The 18,771-nt window shown below is 62.8% G+C and carries 25 protein-coding genes and 1 pseudogene; 10 read left to right on the forward strand and 16 right to left on the reverse strand.

Annotation, left to right across the window (positions count from 1 at the left end; genetic code table 11):
- Positions 1–91: 91 nt before the first annotated feature.
- The gene (locus tag L6637_RS03110; protein WP_237862525.1) at positions 92–853 is read right to left on the reverse strand and encodes an SIR2 family NAD-dependent protein deacylase; all 762 of its coding nucleotides are present in this window, start codon (positions 851–853) and stop codon (positions 92–94) included.
- Between the two features lie 270 nt (positions 854–1,123).
- On the opposite strand from L6637_RS03110, the gene L6637_RS03115 reads away from it, so the two are divergent.
- Positions 1,124–1,288: a hypothetical protein gene (locus L6637_RS03115; protein WP_164933808.1), complete on the forward strand. Its 165-nt coding sequence runs from the start codon at positions 1,124–1,126 to the stop codon at positions 1,286–1,288.
- A gap of 72 nt (positions 1,289–1,360) precedes the next feature.
- Here L6637_RS03115 and L6637_RS03120 read toward each other — a convergent pair whose 3' ends face one another.
- Entirely contained in the window at positions 1,361–1,645 is a 285-nt protein-coding gene (locus tag L6637_RS03120) for a hypothetical protein (protein WP_237862526.1), read from the reverse strand.
- Positions 1,646–1,924: 279 nt separating this feature from the next.
- On the opposite strand from L6637_RS03120, the gene L6637_RS03125 reads away from it, so the two are divergent.
- Positions 1,925–2,155, forward strand: a complete 231-nt coding sequence (locus L6637_RS03125) for a hypothetical protein (protein WP_237869130.1) — start codon at positions 1,925–1,927, stop codon at positions 2,153–2,155.
- 78 nt (positions 2,156–2,233) lie between these two features.
- Positions 2,234–2,359, forward strand: a complete 126-nt coding sequence (locus L6637_RS42370) for a hypothetical protein (protein ID WP_271607020.1) — start codon at positions 2,234–2,236, stop codon at positions 2,357–2,359.
- Here the strand turns inward: L6637_RS42370 and L6637_RS03130 are convergent.
- The 5 genes from L6637_RS03130 to L6637_RS03150 all read right to left on the reverse strand — a co-directional run bounded on the left by L6637_RS03130 (position 2,356) and on the right by L6637_RS03150 (position 5,434).
- On the reverse strand, positions 2,356–2,553 hold the full coding sequence (locus L6637_RS03130) for a hypothetical protein (protein ID WP_237869132.1): 198 nt from the start codon (positions 2,551–2,553) through the stop codon (positions 2,356–2,358). The two genes, L6637_RS42370 and L6637_RS03130, sit on opposite strands and share 4 nt — an antisense overlap.
- Positions 2,554–2,693: 140 nt before the next feature.
- On the reverse strand, positions 2,694–3,044 hold the full coding sequence (locus L6637_RS03135) for a GrlR family regulatory protein (RefSeq protein ID WP_237862529.1): 351 nt from the start codon (positions 3,042–3,044) through the stop codon (positions 2,694–2,696).
- A 464-nt stretch (positions 3,045–3,508) separates the two neighbouring features.
- Positions 3,509–3,649, reverse strand: coding sequence for a hypothetical protein (locus L6637_RS03140; RefSeq protein ID WP_237862530.1), 141 nt, complete (start codon positions 3,647–3,649; stop codon positions 3,509–3,511).
- Positions 3,650–4,154: 505 nt separating this feature from the next.
- A complete protein-coding gene (locus tag L6637_RS03145) occupies positions 4,155–4,451 on the reverse strand; it encodes an HU family DNA-binding protein (protein WP_128962535.1) in 297 nt (98 codons plus the stop codon).
- Between the two features lie 191 nt (positions 4,452–4,642).
- Positions 4,643–5,434: an AraC family transcriptional regulator gene (locus L6637_RS03150; protein WP_237869997.1), complete on the reverse strand. Its 792-nt coding sequence runs from the start codon at positions 5,432–5,434 to the stop codon at positions 4,643–4,645.
- Positions 5,435–5,532: 98 nt separating this feature from the next.
- On the opposite strand from L6637_RS03150, the gene L6637_RS03155 reads away from it, so the two are divergent.
- Positions 5,533–7,074 carry a carboxylesterase/lipase family protein gene (locus L6637_RS03155; RefSeq protein ID WP_237869134.1) on the forward strand — a complete coding sequence of 514 codons (1,542 nt, stop codon included), beginning with the start codon at positions 5,533–5,535 and terminating at the stop codon, positions 7,072–7,074.
- Between the two features lie 157 nt (positions 7,075–7,231).
- A complete protein-coding gene (locus L6637_RS03160) occupies positions 7,232–7,534 on the forward strand; it encodes a hypothetical protein (protein WP_237862532.1) in 303 nt (100 codons plus the stop codon).
- A gap of 48 nt (positions 7,535–7,582) precedes the next feature.
- On the opposite strand, the gene L6637_RS03165 is transcribed toward L6637_RS03160, so the two are convergent.
- From L6637_RS03165 to L6637_RS03175, 3 genes are all read right to left on the reverse strand, one after another.
- Positions 7,583–7,747, reverse strand: coding sequence for a hypothetical protein (locus tag L6637_RS03165; protein WP_237869136.1), 165 nt, complete (start codon positions 7,745–7,747; stop codon positions 7,583–7,585).
- Positions 7,748–7,753: 6 nt separating this feature from the next.
- Positions 7,754–7,960, reverse strand: coding sequence for a hypothetical protein (locus L6637_RS03170; protein WP_237862534.1), 207 nt, complete (start codon positions 7,958–7,960; stop codon positions 7,754–7,756).
- Between the two features lie 98 nt (positions 7,961–8,058).
- Positions 8,059–8,379, reverse strand: a complete 321-nt coding sequence (locus tag L6637_RS03175; protein WP_237869138.1) for a hypothetical protein — start codon at positions 8,377–8,379, stop codon at positions 8,059–8,061.
- Between the two features lie 73 nt (positions 8,380–8,452).
- On the opposite strand from L6637_RS03175, the gene L6637_RS03180 reads away from it, so the two are divergent.
- Together L6637_RS03180 and L6637_RS03185 are read left to right on the forward strand one after the other, a co-directional pair.
- Positions 8,453–9,388 (forward strand): LysR family transcriptional regulator, encoded by a 936-nt coding sequence (locus L6637_RS03180; protein WP_338076831.1) that lies wholly within the window; start codon positions 8,453–8,455, stop codon positions 9,386–9,388.
- 622 nt (positions 9,389–10,010) lie between these two features.
- On the forward strand, positions 10,011–10,328 hold the full coding sequence (locus L6637_RS03185; protein WP_237862538.1) for a PilZ domain-containing protein: 318 nt from the start codon (positions 10,011–10,013) through the stop codon (positions 10,326–10,328).
- A gap of 28 nt (positions 10,329–10,356) precedes the next feature.
- On the opposite strand, the gene L6637_RS03190 is transcribed toward L6637_RS03185, so the two are convergent.
- The 4 genes from L6637_RS03190 to L6637_RS03205 all read right to left on the reverse strand — a co-directional run bounded on the left by L6637_RS03190 (position 10,357) and on the right by L6637_RS03205 (position 14,973).
- On the reverse strand, positions 10,357–13,050 hold the full coding sequence (locus tag L6637_RS03190; RefSeq protein WP_237869140.1) for a hypothetical protein: 2,694 nt from the start codon (positions 13,048–13,050) through the stop codon (positions 10,357–10,359).
- A gap of 276 nt (positions 13,051–13,326) precedes the next feature.
- Complete coding sequence (locus tag L6637_RS03195; RefSeq protein WP_237869142.1) at positions 13,327–13,932, reverse strand: hypothetical protein; 606 nt, start codon at positions 13,930–13,932, stop codon at positions 13,327–13,329.
- A 77-nt stretch (positions 13,933–14,009) separates the two neighbouring features.
- The gene (locus tag L6637_RS03200) at positions 14,010–14,330 is read right to left on the reverse strand and encodes an AzlD domain-containing protein (protein WP_271607012.1); all 321 of its coding nucleotides are present in this window, start codon (positions 14,328–14,330) and stop codon (positions 14,010–14,012) included.
- The gene (locus tag L6637_RS03205) at positions 14,323–14,973 is read right to left on the reverse strand and encodes an AzlC family ABC transporter permease (protein WP_237869144.1); all 651 of its coding nucleotides are present in this window, start codon (positions 14,971–14,973) and stop codon (positions 14,323–14,325) included. Before L6637_RS03205 ends, L6637_RS03200 begins: the two co-directional genes overlap by 8 nt.
- 99 nt (positions 14,974–15,072) lie before the next feature.
- Between L6637_RS03205 and L6637_RS03210 the strand changes: the two genes are divergently transcribed.
- The 3 genes and pseudogenes from L6637_RS03210 to L6637_RS42780 all read left to right on the forward strand — a co-directional run bounded on the left by L6637_RS03210 (position 15,073) and on the right by L6637_RS42780 (position 17,531).
- The gene (locus tag L6637_RS03210) at positions 15,073–15,696 is read left to right on the forward strand and encodes a CGNR zinc finger domain-containing protein (RefSeq protein WP_237869146.1); all 624 of its coding nucleotides are present in this window, start codon (positions 15,073–15,075) and stop codon (positions 15,694–15,696) included.
- Between the two features lie 404 nt (positions 15,697–16,100).
- Positions 16,101–16,979: pseudogene (locus tag L6637_RS42775) on the forward strand (tannase/feruloyl esterase family alpha/beta hydrolase); the annotation flags it as partial.
- A gap of 12 nt (positions 16,980–16,991) precedes the next feature.
- Complete coding sequence (locus tag L6637_RS42780; protein WP_477021264.1) at positions 16,992–17,531, forward strand: tannase/feruloyl esterase family alpha/beta hydrolase; 540 nt, start codon at positions 16,992–16,994, stop codon at positions 17,529–17,531.
- Positions 17,532–17,573: 42 nt separating this feature from the next.
- On the opposite strand, the gene L6637_RS03220 is transcribed toward L6637_RS42780, so the two are convergent.
- On the reverse strand, positions 17,574–18,188 hold the full coding sequence (locus tag L6637_RS03220) for a DUF4145 domain-containing protein (protein WP_237869149.1): 615 nt from the start codon (positions 18,186–18,188) through the stop codon (positions 17,574–17,576).
- Positions 18,188–18,640: a hypothetical protein gene (locus tag L6637_RS03225; protein ID WP_237869150.1), complete on the reverse strand. Its 453-nt coding sequence runs from the start codon at positions 18,638–18,640 to the stop codon at positions 18,188–18,190. Before L6637_RS03225 ends, L6637_RS03220 begins: the two co-directional genes overlap by 1 nt.
- Positions 18,641–18,771 lie beyond the last annotated feature (131 nt).

The following is an 18,771-nucleotide window of genomic DNA, read 5'->3' on the forward strand; positions in this document are numbered from 1 at the left end:
AAGATAACACTCCCGGTTGAGACGCATAGATAAAAAAGAGATTCGGCGGAACCTATGAACAGCTTGCACAGCCGCGAATCAAACTAACGCCTCAATTGCCGACAAAGGGTCCGAGCGTTTCGCCGATGTCGTGGCGGATGACGAGGTCGGCGATGTCGTCCTGCTCGGTCGGCTCGCGATTGATGATCACCAAACGTGCACCCGAGTTCTTCGCCATCATCGGGAAGCCGGCCGCCGGCCACACCACGAGCGAGGAACCGATCGCGATGAACAGATCGCAGGCCTGCGCCAGCTCGGTCGCGCGTTGCATTTCATCCTCGGGCATCGCCTGACCGAATGAGATCGTTGCGGTTTTGACCGGCTCGTCGCAGGCAGTGCAGTTGGGCGCCGCACCGTCTGCGTCGAACCGGCGCTTCACCCAGTCGAGCTGGTAGGTCTGCCCACATCCGATGCAGCGCGCGTAAGTGGTATTGCCGTGAAGTTCAATCACGCGATCGGCCGCGAAGCCCGAGGCCTGGTGTAGATTGTCGATGTTCTGGGTGATGACCGCCGGGATCTTGCCGGCACGATGCAGCGAGGCGAGCGCGCGATGGCCGCGTCCGGGCTTGGCTGCGGAAAACACCTCCTCCATCGCAAAGCGCCTTCGCCAGGACTCGTCACGCGCCTCCTGGCTTGCGACGAACTCGTCGAACTGGATCGGACGATTGCGAGTCCAAATTCCGCCCGGCGAGCGGAAGTCGGGGATGCCGCATTCAGTCGAGATGCCCGCGCCGGTGAACGGCACGATGATCTTTGCGCGCGCGATCATGTCGCCGAGCCGTTCGACGCCGCTCTGAAGATTTTCTGCAATCACGCGCCGCCTCCCGATTCAATTTCGCGCTAGCTGCAACATGTGCAAGCGGCAAGATTGTTGACGCTCTTATCCACCGGCGTGCAAGAGTTCTGCAACGACAGGGCGGCAATTTTTTCCGACCCTCGCTTATCACAATCCTGCAATGCCTCCTCCCCATTGACGCCCCAATCAGAAGCGCCAATGCATGTGTTGACGCGACTCAACGTGATTGCGGCGGCAGTGCTTGAGTTCACAAGTGCACACATACTCAGGTGTAGTGGGGATTTTGACATGACCGAGGACGAACAACGCAAGATCCGCGAACGCGAAGAGATCGCCGCCCGTGTCGCCGCCTTCCGTGCCACGCAAGAGAAATTCAAGCGCGAGCGCGAAGAGTATTTCGTCTCGACGCTGGAGAACGCGCGCAAGGTGGAGCGGCCCTCGCTCTGGCCGTGAGCGCATCGCGCGGGACAGGCGCCAACGAAAAAAGCCCGGAGCATCGCTCCGGGCTTTTCGATTCCTCCACCGTTACCAATGACGGTAGTAGCGATGGTGCCGGTAATACGGCCCGCCATAATAGGCGTACGGGCCAGGGCCGTAATCATAATAGGCCGGGCCGCCGTAATAGCCGTAGCCCGGGCCGTAATAGCCATAGCCGTACGGATGGGACGCGGCGACGGCGCCGGCTGTGATCGCACCGGCGGCGAGACCGAACGCGAGGCCCGGGCCAATACCGCGCGCCTGTGCAGGGGCCGCAACCGCGGTCACGCCGACGGCGGCGACGGTGGCAAGGATTGCGAGTGTCTTTTTCATGATCTCCTCCTTCGCATCTGGGCGGACAACGCGAGCTGACGGCAAAGGTTCGCTCCGGATGGAACCGCAGCGGGCAGAAATAATCTCGCGGCGGATGGAACGATTGGGCGGGCGGTGGATTGATGCTGTACATGCGAAGGCCTCCGCCATCCGGGTGGGGCAAGAGCATGAAGACCCCGTCAGCATCTCCGCGGTGCTGGCGGGGTTTTCAATTTCGCGGACAAGAATGGCAGCAGACATCAACGGCTGCCAACGGGGCGGGAGGCCGAGGAGACAAGATTGCCGATATCCGCTTTGCTCGCCCGCATCCGCAGGCTCGTTCCCACAACCAACACGCAGCACTACGACGAGATCGTCCGGAACTTCGGCGTCGGTGCGCTCCGCCCGCCGCCAACGCCGATGAGCGACGGCGAGCTCGCCCGCGCCATCGCCGAGTTTCTCAAATCATCGCCGTCCACGGAATCGGTTGCGACGCTCGGCCGGCGGCTCGATCCCACCTCGCCGCTTTGAGCGGCGTTTCCTCGCAAGCGGCGGAACAAGCGCCTCGCGCGCGGGTTGAAATCGTCTCCCCGCGAGAGGAGGCTCATCATGCCCGTCTGGCTCGAAGTCTTGCTCAATCTGTCCGGCTATGCCGGCTTCGTGGCGCTCGCAACAAGCGGCGCTGCGTGCTCGCGCAATTCCGCCGAGGACGAGACCTACCGCAGTAAACGCTAATTCGCCGGCGGCGCGTGACCCGCGGTGCGCACCAGCCGGTCGGCCTTGACCGCGACGCGCGTGTCCTCGTCCTGCGGCCGCAGCGAAACGCTGATCGCCACGAAGGCGAGACAGAACAGCGCGCCGACGACGGCGACACGGCGATAAGTCTGGCGGTCGCCCTGATAAAATGACGGTTCTAAAAAGGGTGTCATGGCAATAATAGGTTTTCTTGTTGTCTTTGCCAGACACCTACCCCAACGCGCAGGCGACGCAACGCGATTGGGCTTTTAACCTAACCGAATAGGGTTATCGCGAGGGCGGCAAGCTTTCGTTAGGAGATCGCGCGAGCGCTTCAGACGTCGGCGAGCCACTTCAGCGTCGCGCTAAAGCCGAGGCTGCGATGGCCGGCGACCAGCACGGTGCCGTATACTTCGGCCCCCTCCTCGGTGAACGTCCCCGAGAATCCGCTGGTCGCCTCGGCGCCGCCAAACAGCGGCCGGGCAAGCGGATCGGCAAACGGCGAATGCTGGTTGGTGGCAAGCTCGCCCTTCCAGGTACCATTGCCTGACGTGTAGGACCCGCGTGACCAGAAGTAAGGTCCGCCGCCGAGCAGGACGCCATCGCGCAGGATCAACACGCCGCTGTCGCGGCCCTTCACGCCGTCGAGCATGCGGATGTGGATGGAGTAGAGCCCGTTCTTCATGGATGCGCCTGCCGTCCCAGCGACGATAGCGCGGCGTGCGGAGAGCGTCGAGACAGGGGCTTGCCGCCTGTTGCGGTCCGCCGACCATCTTTGTTCCAGCTTCGCCTGCATTTCGTTCTCAAAAGAACGAATCGGAATCAACGAAATCGCGCGGAACAGATCTTAACAAATCATTTGCATGCGAATGAGCGACAAACCGCCGCAAGCAGGCGATCCCGCCATGTCGTCGATCATTGATTTGCGGCGACCGCAATGACGACACCGTGGTGCGGAGCATCGCGCTGACTCGTGTTGGCACAGGGCCGCGCGCTGAGGCCCGGACACACACGACCTGTTCTGCATCCGACTCCATTTCGTTCTCGAAGAACGAATCGGAGGCGAGTCAATCAGTGGGAAGCATTTCCTAACGAGCGATGAAGCGACGCGCCGTCACGTAAGATCGTCATCGCCTCGAGCGGAGGTGCTCAAGCCGCCGCGCGCTTAGCGTTGCCCCTCTCCGCAAAGCATTCCAGGATCTGGATGCGGATTTCCTCTGCGGCCGGGCCCTCGACCTTCCTGAGCTGGTTCCAGAGCCGGATCACTTCGCGCTGCTTTTCAACGGTCATGAGTCATCTCCTGAGCTGATGACTCACTAGAACAAAATAAGAACAAAAAGTCCAGCCCACACGCCAAAATTCCTGTGCGTGTCGCGTTGAACCTTTTCGGCGCGCCCGAGACCTATGGAAGCTGGGGATTTCAGCGCCCAGTCATATGGCAGCGCCGCGATGGACGAACATATTCCGTCACCGCGGCGCTGTTGCTTTTTGCGTTTTCAACCTTAAGTTAGGCGAGCGACTGGCGGCCAGGCGCTGAAATCCCAACGCCGTCAGCGAGAGAGCCCCGTGCGCAAGCGCGGGGTTTTTTCGTTGTGCTGGCGATGGGCGTGCAACATTCCACGCTGAACTTTTTCAGCGCTGGCGCGTCTTATCAATGAAGCTTCCCCCCAAGGCTTCACCCCATCAGAAAACCCCGCTCCCCCCAAGCGGGGTTTTCCCCTTTTTGAAGACATCACGTCTTCCAAGATCTCACTCCGCCCATCCGCGTGCCGTCCGGGCGCGCGCGCGGCTCGGATCAGACGGCGTCCTTGGCCACCTTCAGCGGCGAGGCCTTGACCGACTTGCTCGCCGGCTTGGCAGCAAACTGCATCGGCTCCTTGGTGAAGGGATTGACGCCCATGCGGGCCTCGGTTGCCGGCTTGTTGACGACCGACATCTTCACGAAACCGGGAATAACGAACTCGCCGGACTCGTTGAGCTCCTTGTAACCGACCGTCGCCATGTACTCGATGACCGACTTCACGTCGTTCTTCGCAAGCTGCGTGCCCTCGGCAATCGCATCGATCAACTGAGTCTTGGTCATCTTCGGCATGTCTGGAATTCCTCTGAATGGGGTGCGCGCGAGCTGCGCTGTAGCCTTGTCCCGGAAACGGTAAAACTACGCGCGCCGCGTCTGTTCGTGCCTGAAGGCCACGAAGCAGCCGGGCTTAGAGCCCATTAGGGGCGAAAACGCAAGCAGCAGTTCGGCTCGAGTTCCGTCATGTTTCCGGCGCCCCGCGGCGACTACGTCGCCTGGGCAACAGTGGCGAGATATTTCGCCGGCGGCTTGCCAAGCGCCTTCCTGAACATCGTGATGAAGGCGGTGACCGATTCATAGCCGAGACCGGCCGAGACCTGCTGCACGCTTGCGCCCGCGGCAAGCTCGCGGATCGCGACGATCAGATGCAGCTGCTGACGCCAGCGTCCGAACGTCAGCCCGGTCTCTTTCGCAACGAGGCGCGCAAGACTGCTCTCGCTGAGCGCGACGTGATCGGCCCATTGTGCCAGCGTACGACGGTCCGCGGGATTGTCCGCCAAGGCTGCAGCAATGCGCTTCAACCGCGGCTCACGCGAGAGCGGCAGATGCAATTGCTGCACGGGCATGCGCGGCAGCTCGCCAAGCAGCACGCCGATCAGGCGCTCCCGCCTCGCCTCGTCATGCTGCGCGCCATCGGACAGCTCGACGACCAATTCGCGCAGCAAGGGCGAGATCGAGATGGTGCAGCAACGCTCCGGCAGATCGACCAGCTCCGCCTCGACATAGACGAAGAACAGCCGCGCATTCGCGGTGGCGCGATTGCTATGCGGCATGCGGCTCGGAATCCAGACAGCGCAATGCGGCGGCACCATCCACAGCCCGCTGGGAACGCGGCAGGTGACGCCGCCGCCGAGCGACACCACCAGCTGCCCCTTGCGATGGCTGTGCTCGGGGACTTCCTCCTTGGTCCCGTCGGCGTCGACGCGCACGGCAATGACAGGTGCGGCGCGGTCGTCCACATCGAGATCTAGCCAGGGGTATCTGAGCTTTTGCCGGATCATTGACTGAATTTAGCGATCGATTGCGATTATGCATAAATTCGTCCAACGCCAAAGTCGATAGATCTCGCCTCACCTCAACCCAAGGAGATGCGACCGTGCACGGCTCGATCATGCCTTCAGCCCGGATGGGCCGAACCATTCGCACGCAGGCCGGCCAGGTCCGCGGCGCGGTGCGAGACGACAACGGCGTGCTCGCATTCAGGGGCATCCCCTACGCTGCACCTCCCGTCGGACCGCTGCGCTGGCGCGCGCCGCAAGCACCGACGCCATGGAGCGGCGTGCGCGATGCGCTCGACTTTGGCGCGGCGTCGCTCTCATCGCTCGAACATGATGCGCGGCCCGGACCGCGCAGCGAAGACTGCCTTACGCTCAATGTGTGGACGGCGGCGAAGGCGCCCGACGAGAAGCGGCCCGTGATGGTGTGGATCCACGGCGGCGGCTTTCAATTCGGCTCGTCGGCCAATCTCGCCACCGACGGAAGCGTGCTGGCTGCGAAGGGCGTCGTTATCGTCAGCTTCAACTACCGGCTCGGCCTCTTCGGCTTCCTCGCCCACCCTGATCTCGATACGCAGGCGCCCTCGGGCAATTTCGGCCTCCAGGATCAGCTCGCGGCGCTGCGCTGGGTCAAAGCCAACATCGCCGCGTTTGGCGGAGACCCCGGCAACGTCACCTTGTTCGGTGAATCCGCCGGTGCGATGGCTGTCGGCCTCCTGATGGCCTCACCGCTCGCGCGCGGGCTGTTCCACAAGGCGATCGGCCAGAGCGGAGCGTTCTGGGACGGCCGGCACGGGTCGCTGCAAGGGTTTGACGAAGCCCGTGCCCGCGGCCTCGCCTTCGTCCGTCAGCACGGCAACGGATCGATCGCAGCGCTGCGCGCGATGCCGGCCGAACCGTTGAACGCGGCCGCGCCATGGAGCTTCGCGCGCGATCACGTCACACAAGCCTTCTCGCCAAGCATCGACCGTTACGTGGTGCCTGATGTGCCCGCGCGACGCTTCCTGCGCGGCGAGCAGATGCATATCCCGTTGCTCGCGGGGTGGAACAGCGCGGAGGAATTTCCCTTCATGCCGCTCTCCCTGCCCGCTCACTCGGCGCAAGCCTTTCGTGCCGCGGCAGCAGAGCTATTCGGCGAGGGCCGGATGGCGGATTTCCAAAAGCTCTATCCTGATGACACGGACGCAGAAGCGAGGGCGTCGGCCGCCGCGCTCACGGGCGACATGGTGGTCGGCGAGCAGTGCTGGCAGGCGCTGCGACTGCACCGGTCCAGCACGCGTGCACCCGTCTACGCCTATCATTTTTCCTATACGTCGCCCTACACGCCGATCGCCTCGCACGTCACCGAAATCCCCTTCGTCTTCGGCACGCTGACGCCGCAGCGGATCATCGGCAGCACGACGCCGCCTGATGATGCCGACCGCGCGCTGGCGGAGGCGATGATGAGCTATTGGGTGAATTTTGCGACGCGCGGGAACCCCAATGCATCAGGCCTGCCGCCCTGGCCGCCCCATGATGAGCGCGATCTCGTGCATGTCCTCGGTACGACGATCGAGGCCCGCCCGAATCCGCAGGCTGACCGCTTCGCCTTCCTCGGCAGTTTCAGGGAGGACGGCATGCTTCCGATGCGCTGGCGCGCGTAAGGCCGCGAAAGAGAGCTCCGCGCGTGCCTTGAGGGGAGTTTTCCACACGAGGCGTCACCTCAACGTGAAACTTCCATCTTGATGGATGTTGTTCAGACTCTGGTAACCCAACGCATCCACTCTCCATCCAGTCTTGTTGCGTTGGAGTACCCGGAAAGTGCTGAATTTTGAGGAGCTGCGTGAACTCGCAGCCGATGTCCGCGTGTTTGTCGATGTCGCCGAAGACAAGGCCGAGGCGCTCAGGTCGGTCATCAGGGCCTACGACGTGGTGCTGGCGATCTTCCCGTCCGGAGACGGCATGGGCCTTCACGTCATCAAGGGCAAAGAGATCCTGGACGAAATCGCAAAGTCGCGCACGCATGCGATCTACAGCCATACGGCGATCGCGGTGCCCGACCTCGAACATGCCGAAGTGCTGAAATATTTGACGGCGCCGGCAGAGCAACGGATCGCGGCGTAGGCCGCACGAGCCGCCACAGCGAGCGATCGTTCTCGCAACGATCACTCCTCAGTGCCCCCACACCGCGATGGCGAAGCCGATCGCGAGAAGGCCGATGCCGGCGATCACGCCCCCGGCTTCGGCTGCGTCGTCCATACCGAACATCTTGGCGATGAGGGTCCCGACCGCGCTCAGGACGATGTCGAAGACGAAGCCGAGCAAGGCGTCAAGCATGGCGGCTCATCCGGCCTTGCCGTGCTTCAGGCCGTGCACCGCGTCGCCAATCGAACCGCCGACGACCAGCGCAGCGAAGACAGGCCAGCCAGCAGACACGACTAGGATCGTCGCCAAATGCGCGTCCTCGCCCGGCCGCCGATAGGCATCGAAGCCGGCGAAAAAGACCACTGCGATCAGGCAACTGACGACGTATCGCTTGAACCATTCCACAACGAATGACCTCGTTTCCAGGCATTCGTCGCCTCGAGCGCCACCCCGGTTCACTGGGCCGGCAACCCCGCCTCCTCCCCCGGCCGGACATCAGCCGATCAGTGGTTCGGCACGATTTCCCACGACGACACGTAATTCATGATGGGACGCTCGAACCTTGCACCCTTGCTCGTGAACACCTTGCCGAGGTCAAGCATCGGCTGAAACGTATCAAGCTGCTTGGCATCCTCCAGGGTACGCCACAGACTGACCTGGGCGAGCGCATGCGAAGCCTCATCCTCTCCGGAGTAGAAGTGGATCAGGCCGCGCATCTGCCGGATGCCAGGCGCGAGGACGTCAAGCGACTCCGCCATCATTTGCCTGAATTCGGCGAACTGGTTGGGATCGCAGCGCATCACGGACACACGGACGGTCGGCATGTTTGTCTCCTCACTCAACCCACGATCAAGCGGCGGGCCGATATGCTGAAGGATAGTGCGCCGGATCCAGCCGTTGAAATTCCTCTTACTTGGTGCTGCTATCCATTTCATGGATACCAAGAAGGTCGATCTCAATCTGCTTGTCGCGCTCGATGCGCTTCTGGCCGAACCCAACGTCACGCGAGCGGCCCGCCGGCTCGGCCTGAGCCAGCCGGCGCTTAGCGCGCAGCTGGCGCGCCTGCGCGATCTGTTCGGCGACCCGCTGTTTCTGCCGGCGCAACGTGGCCTGACACCGACGGCGCGCGCGATGGAGCTGCAGGCGCCGGTACGACAGGCACTCGACCAGGTGCAAGGGGTGCTGGCGCGGGGACGCGGGTTCGATCCGGCCACCGCCGACGTCACCGTCGCGCTCGCCTGCTCCGACTATGTGCAGGTCGCCATCATCACTCCGCTGGTGCTCGACCTGCGCGTCAGCGCCCCGAAACTGAAGCTAGCAATTCGCCAGCTGGATGGCAGCCTGCTGGGCCAGCAGATGGTATCGGGCGTGGTCGACCTCGCCGTGATGACGCCGGCGACGGCGCCCGCGGCGCTGCGAACGCGACGGTTGTTTCATGAGCGCTACGTCACGATCGCGCGGCGGCAGCATCCGACGGTGAAGGGACGCCTCACGCTCGATGATTTCGTCGCGCTCGATCATGTCGTGGTCTCGCCGCGCGGGGGCGGTTTCGGCGGACCTGTCGACACGGCCCTCGGCAAGCTCGGGCGCAAGCGCAGCATCGCGGTGTCGACGGCGAGCTTTTTGTTCGTGCCCGACCTCGTCGCCCGCTCCGATCTGATCGCGACGGTGCCGGAGCGGCTGGTGCGCGGGCGCGCCGAGCGCCTCCAGGTGCTGGAGCCGCCGCTCGCGGTCGACGGCTTTACCATCGGCCTCGTCTGGCACGAGCGCACCGAACAGCACCCGGCGCATCGCTGGATCAGGCAGCGCCTGCGCACATTGTGCGCCGGATGAAGCGGCGAAGCAGGAAAGGTTGATGCTGCAGGGGCTAAGGTTCGCCTATCCTGCCTGGCCAGGATCCATCGGCTGGGTCCTTGCTCGCGAAATGGCATCCAGCCGCAACCAGGCCCAGCGCAATGTTCACGCCAAGCAGGATTTGCAGGACGAGGCCCATATCCTCGCTCACGTACCTGACGTCGTGGCGGAGGACATAGCGCACGGGATGCACACCGTCAGGCTCATGAGGAGAGATGGCCACAAGCGCAAGCAACGCGACCGTCCCGCAAAGCGCTGCAACCCATGCAATCCGTCCAAGCCTTCGTAGCCAGCGCTTCATGCCAATCTCGTCAGGGCCGCTCCCCCGTTTTGCTTGCCGATGGCAGGCTCGCGATCGCGAGATTGGTCTTGAGTGTGTGAGCCATGTGACTTAGTCGCCCTGGCTCGCCGGCGGTTCAGGGGGCACCTCGCCACCTGGCACCCCGGTCGATGCGCGCAACAGTCAGTAGTGCTCGACAGCGCAACGATCGCGTGCAATCTCACCGTGATTTCAAGTCTCCGCCGCCGCCTTCTTCACCGAAGATCAAGCTTCTTGCTCCATTCTCGACCGCCGCTTGGGGATCATCAGCGGGGGTGCGCGATGAGCGAGGGAGAGCAACGCAAGGACAGGCGCGTCGCGTTCGAACGGCCCCTCGACGCGCGCGTCATGGCGATCGACGGCACATGGCAGCGCGCCTGCAAGATCCACGACGTCTCCGAAATGGGGGCGAAGCTGGTGATCGACGGCGCGGTGACGGATATCGGCCAGAAGGAATTTTTCCTGGTGCTGTCCCCCATCGGCCTGGCCTACCGACACTGCGAGCTCGCCTGGATCAATGGCGAGTTCGTCGGCGTCCAGTTCATCAATCGCGGCAGAGCATCGAAGCGAGCGCGTCGCGGCGAGACCCTGGTCAAGTGACGGCCTCATCAAGCCACCATTTCGTGGCCTAGGTAAATCTCCCGTTCGGATCCGTGTACCGATACGTGTAGGTGTTGTTGTTCATGTCCTCATAGGTCCGGATTTCGAGCACCACATAAACGATCTTCCACGAACCAGAGCCGGGATCGATATTGTTCGGAAGAAACGCGCTGGGGTTCGCCGTCGTGGCATTCGAGTTGCCGTAGGTGATCAGTTCCTGCACCCAATAGCCCGGACTCAGTCCGGATGCGTCGCCGGGCTGCGGATCGGGCAGCAGCAACAGCGCGAAGCGGTAGGACGCAATCACGCTGCTGGCCCAGGCCGGGTCGATCGCGAGTTTCGCACTGTCAGGCAGATTGCCCCAGTTCGGTGGCCCCCACGGTGGGGTTGCGCTGAACGGCTGCAATGAAACGCCCCATTGCGCGGTCTTCGTGTCGATCGTGGTGCTCGAATAGCCGCCTTTGACCCCGAGCATGACGCTGCCCGAGCTCGAGACTCCACCGATGAGCGGCACCCCTGCCTTGGCGTCCCAATAGAAACCGAGCGCGACCGAGCCGCCGACATTCCAGGAGCCATTGTGCATGGAGGTTTGCAGCCCCGTGAAAGCGGAGCCGGTCACTCCGCCAAGCGTCCAGGAGAAGTTGAGATATTTTTGCGACTGCTCGCCGGCGGCTGCGCCGAAGTCGAACGCGGCCGGCCAGATCACGGAATCGAAATAGTCGGTGATTGTGCCCTTCGTCAGCGCAGCCATCGTGGCATTGATGCCGCAGGGCGTGCTGTCGGAGCGCGTCCCGTCGATCGTATAGGTCATGAGATCTCCGGGCGTCACCATGAACGGCACGTAGTCGTAACCGTTGGACTGACCGGTGCTTGGATTCGTCACCGCGAAGATCGGTGCCTGCGGGGCCGAGATGGTGGCGTTCTGTGTGCCGTCGCTGATCACATTCTTGTTTGCGTCGAGGAAGCGCAAATTGGTGATCGACACCGAACCCGACGCTGCGAACACCGTGCCGTAGGGGACGATGCCGTTCCCGATCATCGACCCCTTATCGACGCTCGCGGTTGCGGGCTGCTGGAGCGGCTGCGTGAGGGTGCTCGAGGTCGAGGTCGACCATGTCTTGACGTAACCGCCGGAAGCCGACGCATCCCAGGCCATGCCCGCGCCGCCGCCCTCGCCAAACGATTCGTCGCCGACCTCGGCACCAATCTTCCCGTTGGTGGTCAGGGTCCCGCCCAAATTCCAGCTCTGCTCGCCCTGCTCCTTCTTCTCTTGCGACGTTCCGTAGATCACCGAGCCTAGATCGTTGGTCGTGCTTTCGAACTGCCAACCGATGATGTTCGAGACAGGCAGCGGGATCGGTCCTTCGATGATCCCGGTAACGACGACGGCGGGTCCCACCGTCGGCGAATACAGCGAGATGTTGGCGTAGTTCGAGATCACCTCGGCCGTGCCGTATGGCTGCACCTGCGCCACCGTCGTCCCGCCGTAGAACAACAGCTGCAACAGCTGATAGGAGGTGGTGGTCATATTGCCGGTGCCGTCCGCGTTCGGCTCCGGCGTGGACTGCGCCGGATTGGTGGTGTCGACGATGAACAGCATGCTGGCCGGCGTGCTCGTGTCCGCCGAGGAAGCCGTCACGGTGTACTGGCTCGCATAGGCGAGCGGCCCGTAGGTCGAGAACGTCTCGAACAGCAGGGCCTTCGACAGGTTCTTCTCGCTGGTGACCGACGACCCGCAGGCGATGATGCGACCCGCAGGATCGGGCAGCACCGTGAGCGGAGATTTGGTTGCGACCGGGCTCGACCAGGCGAGCGCCGGCTGTCCCGCAGCCGGCGAGCCGTTGTCGTCAAGCGGCCAGGTGAGCGCAACCTGGAACGACGCCTTGTTCGACCCGTTCGCGTCGGCCATGGTCAGCGTCAGGACCGTCACCATGTCGAGCGCGAGGTTGTTGCTGCTATCGGCGTCGCTGACTTGCGGGACGATCGCGAGGCCGATCCGATTGCCGAGGCTGATGCCCGAGCGGCCGGCCGCGGCAGGCAGCAATGCGCCGATTTCGGCAGCGCTCCGCGCCGTCGACGAGCCGTTCCGCGCGGGCCAGCTTCCGAACACGCCTGCGCTGCTGGTGATGGTTTTGGTCGGCTGCTGGTCGGCCACGTAATAGACGCCGACCATTGCGAAATCCATCAGCTTGCCGTTCTCGATCGGAAACGGCTGCACCATTCCCACCAGGAATGCCTGCGATCCCAGGGAAACTGCACTGATGGAGGCCCCGTCCTGCAGGGCAAAGGGAAGATTGTTCTCGTCGCATAGCACGAAGCCCGCGAGCCAGTCCGTCGGCGCGCTGGAGCTTCCCGGCGGCGTGACTGATGTCAGCGAGCTCACCATGACGCCGGCGTTGTTCGATTCCTTCCACAAATCAGGCTGATTCCAGAACAAATACAGGGCCGGGACTTCGCCGGACTGGATCGCGAGCGCGCATCCGCCCTTGGTTTGCGGCGCAAATCCGTTCGGCAGCGTGAGCCGGCTGTTCGACCAAGAGCTCTTGTTGCCAAGCGTGGTGGACGCGAAGCCCAAATCGGTCGAGTAGAGCGACTGCTGGATGTCGGAATGTTCGTCCGCGCCGACGACGAAGATGTCCGCGCCGAACAGTGCGACGGCATTGCCCTGGGGCCTTGCCCCAAAGCCGAGCTGAATTTCCGGATTTTGCGCGGGGGTCGCCATTCACACACCTCCTCCGGCAGACGCCTGTCATGCCGCCGGCGGCATTACAGTCTATGGTTGCGACAATTGGAAGTCGCATTCTGGTGACGATGCACATGTCTGGCGGGCGCGCGGCAAAGCCACCATCGCCGCAAGTCTTGTCGCTGGGCAGCGAGAGACCTGCGGACTTACGGCACTTCCGAAGGTGGTAGGAGAAGCTGGGGCGTGTGATGCAGCCGGGAGCGAACGTGACCCGCTCGCATCCGTCGCGAAGCATGAACGCTGCCAGCAGCCGCTTCAGTTCGTCGTGGTCTTGCCGCCGCGCATGGACACGAGCTTGTCCTCGCGAAATCCGAGAATGAGCCAAGCGGTTTCATCGAAACCGTGTGCGAGCTTTCCCGCGTGAGAATACACCATCTGAGCCGCTTCCGACTTCGACGGCGGTCCCAACGCCGTGATGATCTCCTGACGCGACATACCCAAATGCAGCTTGCCGTCGAAGACGACGGGCAAGAACTTTTCCGGGATGCTGGCGCAATCGGTCGAGGCGCCGGCGTCCGTCCCGACGAGCTCTTCAACGATCTCGGTGACGCGATGGTCCGTACCGCCCATCTCTCCGCTGGACATCACCCATATCAGATGCTGCGCGCGCCGATAACACAGCCAGTAGACGCTGCCTGCAGCGTCGCCCTGGTGTTGGATGGTCCCTTCGCCCACGGCTTTGCGGACCGCGCCGAGCGGCGTCTCCTCGAAGCGGCCGGCGAATGTGCCCAGCGAAAAGCGGATCGCCAATCTCTTCACGACCGTCGGCGGCACGCGCTCGAGCGCATGTTCGTCGAATGGCGGCGGCGAATGCGCGGAGCAGTCGCGCGTAGGAATCCCGAAAAGGAGAAGCAGCAGCAAAAAGAGCGTCTTTGTCCGAGCCATGCAGCTTAGTCGCGTTGGCTCGACAAGGGTTCAGACGAACTTACTTTCTCTCATTAGGGAGAGCCTGCCGCCGCAAGACGCACGCCGGCGACGAGTGCGGCGGCAGCGAAGCCAACGGCCAACGCCGCCCACTCCTTGCGCGTCACTGTCATGACGGCAAGCGAGGCCGCGCAGCCGACGATGCTTGCCAGCCCACCTTCGAGGCAGGCGGCCGCCACGAAGGCAACGAAGAGATTCCCGGGAGCCAGTTGGAAGAACCTTGCCATTGCGCTGCCCTCTCGCATCAATCCGCCCGCGAGAAACCCTCCTGATCGCATGGCATAGCTGACAAGCCCCAGCACACAGATGGCCGCGAGCGTACGCCAGTCAAGCATGGTCGGCGCGCATCATGCTGAAGCCGGTGCCGATCGCGCCGCCGGCCAGCATGGCCCAATTCGGCGATACGAATCTGCCGACAAGAAGTGCGCCCGCAGCCGACAGCAGCCAAGGCAGAACAGAACGCGCGCCACGCCACTGGGTCGGCAGCAGGGTGACGATGAACGCTGCAGGAAGCAAAGCTGCGGCGACTGAAAGCGGGCCATCCGGTGCCAGCGGCAGGCCGTAGCCAAGGGCGGTCCCTCCCATCCAGCCGACGGCCATGGGCACGCTCGCGCCCAGCAGATACCCGATATCGGCATCGTTGCTTTCCGCGTCCGCGCTCGTCATGAGCCAGGAGGCGTCCGCCAGGAGAAACAGGATCGGCAGCGTGATGCGCTTTCTGAGTTGGCCGAAGATCTGGTAGAGGTGAGCGCCCATGACGAGATATCGCGCGTTTGTCGCGATACAGGCCACCGCCATCGGAATGATCGGCGGGACCGCGGCCCACATACCGAGAGTGACAGCCTGCGCCGTGGCAGAGTAGACGACGACGCTGAACAGAACTGAAGGCACGAAGCCGAGCCCGACACCGCGATAGGCGACACCCATGACCACGCCAGCCACACCATTGCTCAACAGGAACGGAAGCGCCGCGAGCAAGCCGCGCCGAAACCCTGCGCGTGAGCAGATCGCCTTTACCGAAGACGCGGGTTGCGTTGTAATGGTCATGACCATTATATAGGCCCGGCAGGCTCAGCCATGTCAAGGGATCCCCAACGCGCAGCGACGCAATTTTTCGGCGGCAGAGTCTGTCTCGACTTCGCCAACACGTTGGATTGGCGGACATCTGGTGATCCGCAGGAGCTGATCCCCGACTACACCGCCTTTCTCGGCTGGTGTGCCCGCCGGGGAACCCTGTCACATCAGGCGATCAAGGCGCTCGAAGTGATCGCCCAAAAGAAGCCGGCTGCCGCTGCCGCCGCACAAGCCGAGCTCCTCTCGCTGCGCTCGGAGATCTGGAGCATCTGTGATGCGCTACGCCGGGGCGAGCGCAGCGACTTGGCATCTGTAAATGCTCTGCTCGCGCAAGCTCCGCCGCAGCCGAGCCTCGTTCGAACCGACGGCCCGTATGTGCACAATTTTTCGGGCCGGACTCTCTCCGAACCGCTCTGGCCCATCCTGTGGTCCCTGACTGCGGTTCTGACGTCGGCAGATGCATCGCGCATCGGTTGCTGCCAGGCTGACGGTTGCGGCTGGTTCTATGTCGACGAAAGCCCGAACCGAACCCGCCTGTGGTGTTCAAGCGAGGTCTGCGGAAATCGCGAGCGAGCGCGACGCGCCTACGCCAAGCGCCGAAAGACGATCCCCGGCAAGAGAGGCTGACACTTCGAAGGGAATGAGGCGCGACGAAATTCCGGAATTGCACACAACTCATCAGCTCCATGCGGCTCGCATCGGCCTGACGCGGTTGAAAGCCTGCGCCGCTGGACTGCACCTCCCGAATATCTCAAGATGGTTTCAGTATCAGTGCACCAGATCGTCCGGGCCCGGCGCGAGTGACGTGCACCGCAATAAAATTCAAAAAACGGCAGGGAACGATGCAGCGAAAAGGAAATCTGGCGCTCGATGGTGCCATGGCTGGCCTGGCTCTGGTCGCGGCCATCACGGTCATTACGATCTCGCCGGCAAGCGCCGACGATTCAGCCAACATACCGCCCGCGCTCAAATGCGCTGACTTGGCCGGCTGGAAGATGCCGGGATCGACGGCGTCAGTCACCAAGGCCGAAATGGTGCCGGAGGCGCCGCCGGGGACCGTGCAGCCGTCGCCGCCGGCGCCGGCCACCGTATCGGTGGCGCTTCCGCAAAACTGCCGCGCCGATGGCGTGATCGATCAGCGCGTCGGGCTCGAGGGCAAGTCCTACGCGATCGGCTTTGCCGTCGCCCTGCCCGATCGCTGGAACGGCCGGTTCCTGTTTCAGGGCGGCGGCGGTTTGAACGGCTCGATCCGGCCGCCGCTGGGTTTCCAGGCGGCCGGCGAGGTGCCGGCGCTGGCGCGCGGCTTTGCCGTTGTTACGACCGACAGCGGTCATCAGGGCGCGGTGTTCGATGCCTCGTTCCTGAAGGACCAGGAAGCCGCGCTCAACTTCGCCACTGCATCGGTCGGCAAGGTGACGATCGCCGCCAAGGCGATCGTCGCGCATTACTATGGCCAGGGCGCAAAACGTTCCTATTTCACGGGCTGCTCGACCGGGGGCCGCGAAGGCATGCTGGCGTCGGCGCGCTATCCCGAACAATTCGACGGCATCGTCGCCGGCGCGCCTGCGATGCGCACCGGCAACTCCAATATCGGTCTCGCCTGGGCCAACGCTGCCTTCAGCCGGATCGCGCCGAAAGATGCGTCCGGCAAGCCGGAGCCCGCCAAGGCCTTTTCCGCTGATGAGCGCAAGCTGATCACCAACGCGATCCTCGATGCCTGCGACGCCAAGGACGGCGTCAAGGATGGCCTGATCTTCCACGCTAAGGCCTGTCAATTCGATCCCGCGGTCCTCACCTGCAACGGCGATGTCAAGGAGTCCTGCCTGGCGCCGCCGCAGGTCGATGCCCTGAAAAAGGCTTTTGCCGGACCGAAGAATTCGCGCGGCACGCCCATCTACCCGCCGTTCCCGTGGGACAGCGGCGTGGCATCCGAAGGCGTTGCCCTTCCCGGCATCCTGGCGACAGGCGCGCGCAGTCCGGTCGGACCGCCTGTTTGGGAAAGCATCGACGTCGATCAACTCGAAGACCGCGTCAACGCGAGCGGGATGGATCGCCTCGCCAACACCGCCTACTGGACCAACCTGTCGAGCTATTTCGGCCATGGCGGCAAGCTGCTATTTTACCACGGTGTGAGCGACCCCTGGTTCTCGGCGAACGACACCGTGAATTACTACGAGCGCATGGCGGCGGATTCCGGCGGCATGGAGATGGTGCGGGAGAGATCGAGCCGGGCCTTCCTGGTGCCCGGCATGGGCCACTGCTCGAGCGGCGCAACGCTCGATCATTTCGATCTCCTCACCGCGGTCGTGAACTGGGTGGAAGACGGCAAGGCGCCCGATGCGGTGGTCGCGACCGGACCCGCCTTCCCCGGCCGCAGCCGGCCGCTTTGCGCCTATCCGCAACATGCGCAGTACAAGGGCCAAGGCGATCCGGAGAGCGCGGCGAGTTTTGAGTGCAAGTAGCGGAGATGTGGGCGCCAATTGAGCGCGCTGTGACCGTAATTCCTAAGGAAGGCCGGTTGGAATGGGCCCGGGTGACGGCATGGCAGCCGCGCGAGTCGCAATTTCGAATTGTCGCACAAGTCGATAAGCCAGTTCCTGGTATCGCAACGCCTCGGTCTCGGTGGGTTCGCTCATGTTATGAGCCGCGGCGTTTCCGATCTGACGGAGCTCGTGAAGCAAATCCACCGTTGTCTTGTCGATCAGTTGATTCCGGTCCAATTCGCTCACCGTCTTAGGAAAGCTTGCCCGCCCCCTGGACATGCCAACTGCTGAGGCAAACGAATTGACCGCAGTTTCGATGTCCGCACGGGCTTGCATTATGGCCGCTCGTGGCGATAGCCTCGCAAGCGCATCTAGCCGCGACTTCTCGTCGACGTCGGGGGCCGGCACGAGTTCGGGTTCGGGCGGTTCAGGAAGCCGCTTTGCATCTTCCTCTGCTTTATCGAGCCCAAACGATATTTGGACATCTTTGTATTTGAGTATCAACAACGGGAGAAGCTCGTTCAGCTTCTTCCGAAACGATAAGAGGACGCCCAACAAACCGATCGGCCATGCAAAGGCGGCCACCATCGACGTGACCGCCTTCACAATTTCGGCCGTGAGTGTGAAACCGTCCATCAGAGCCGTCGGCGAAACGACGACACGTTTAGGCCAGCTTCAAGAAGTTTGTCAGCCATGGCAGGCTTTTCCGCAGGCGCTGCGGCATTCATGCCGACGAGATCCCCAAGCGTTAAGTCGGTGAGTTTGACTGTCTTGAGCATCGCCTTCACAAGCTCCGGCGAGAACGTCAGCCCGTGGTTCTCAACTAGGCTTTGCTGCAATTCGCTTCCAAAGGTTGCTTTGAACAGCCGCATAACGTCGTTCCGCGTAAGACCGACTTCCATTCTGTAATTTCCGGTAAGTTTAAGCGGCTGATACCAAGCAACAGTGATGCCACAGCCGGAATTATACATGACCGGTTTATCGCGATAAGCCGTGCCATCTTCTCTATACTCAACGCCGGGCAGGAAATGATTGGCAATCTTCGTCTCGCCCATGTCTCGACTCCAGCCACGAACCGTGATTTCCATATTTCACCTCCCATGCTGTTTATAGTTCCCATATTTGCGATAAAATGCGTTTTTTGAGAGGCGATAAACAGTATCGCGGCTCTCCCGGCTAATTAATGCGACGTATAGGGCTGGGTGGCGGCGTGCGAAGA

Source organism: Bradyrhizobium zhengyangense, assembly GCF_022012435.1.
GTDB lineage: Bacteria > Pseudomonadota > Alphaproteobacteria > Rhizobiales > Xanthobacteraceae > Bradyrhizobium > Bradyrhizobium zhengyangense.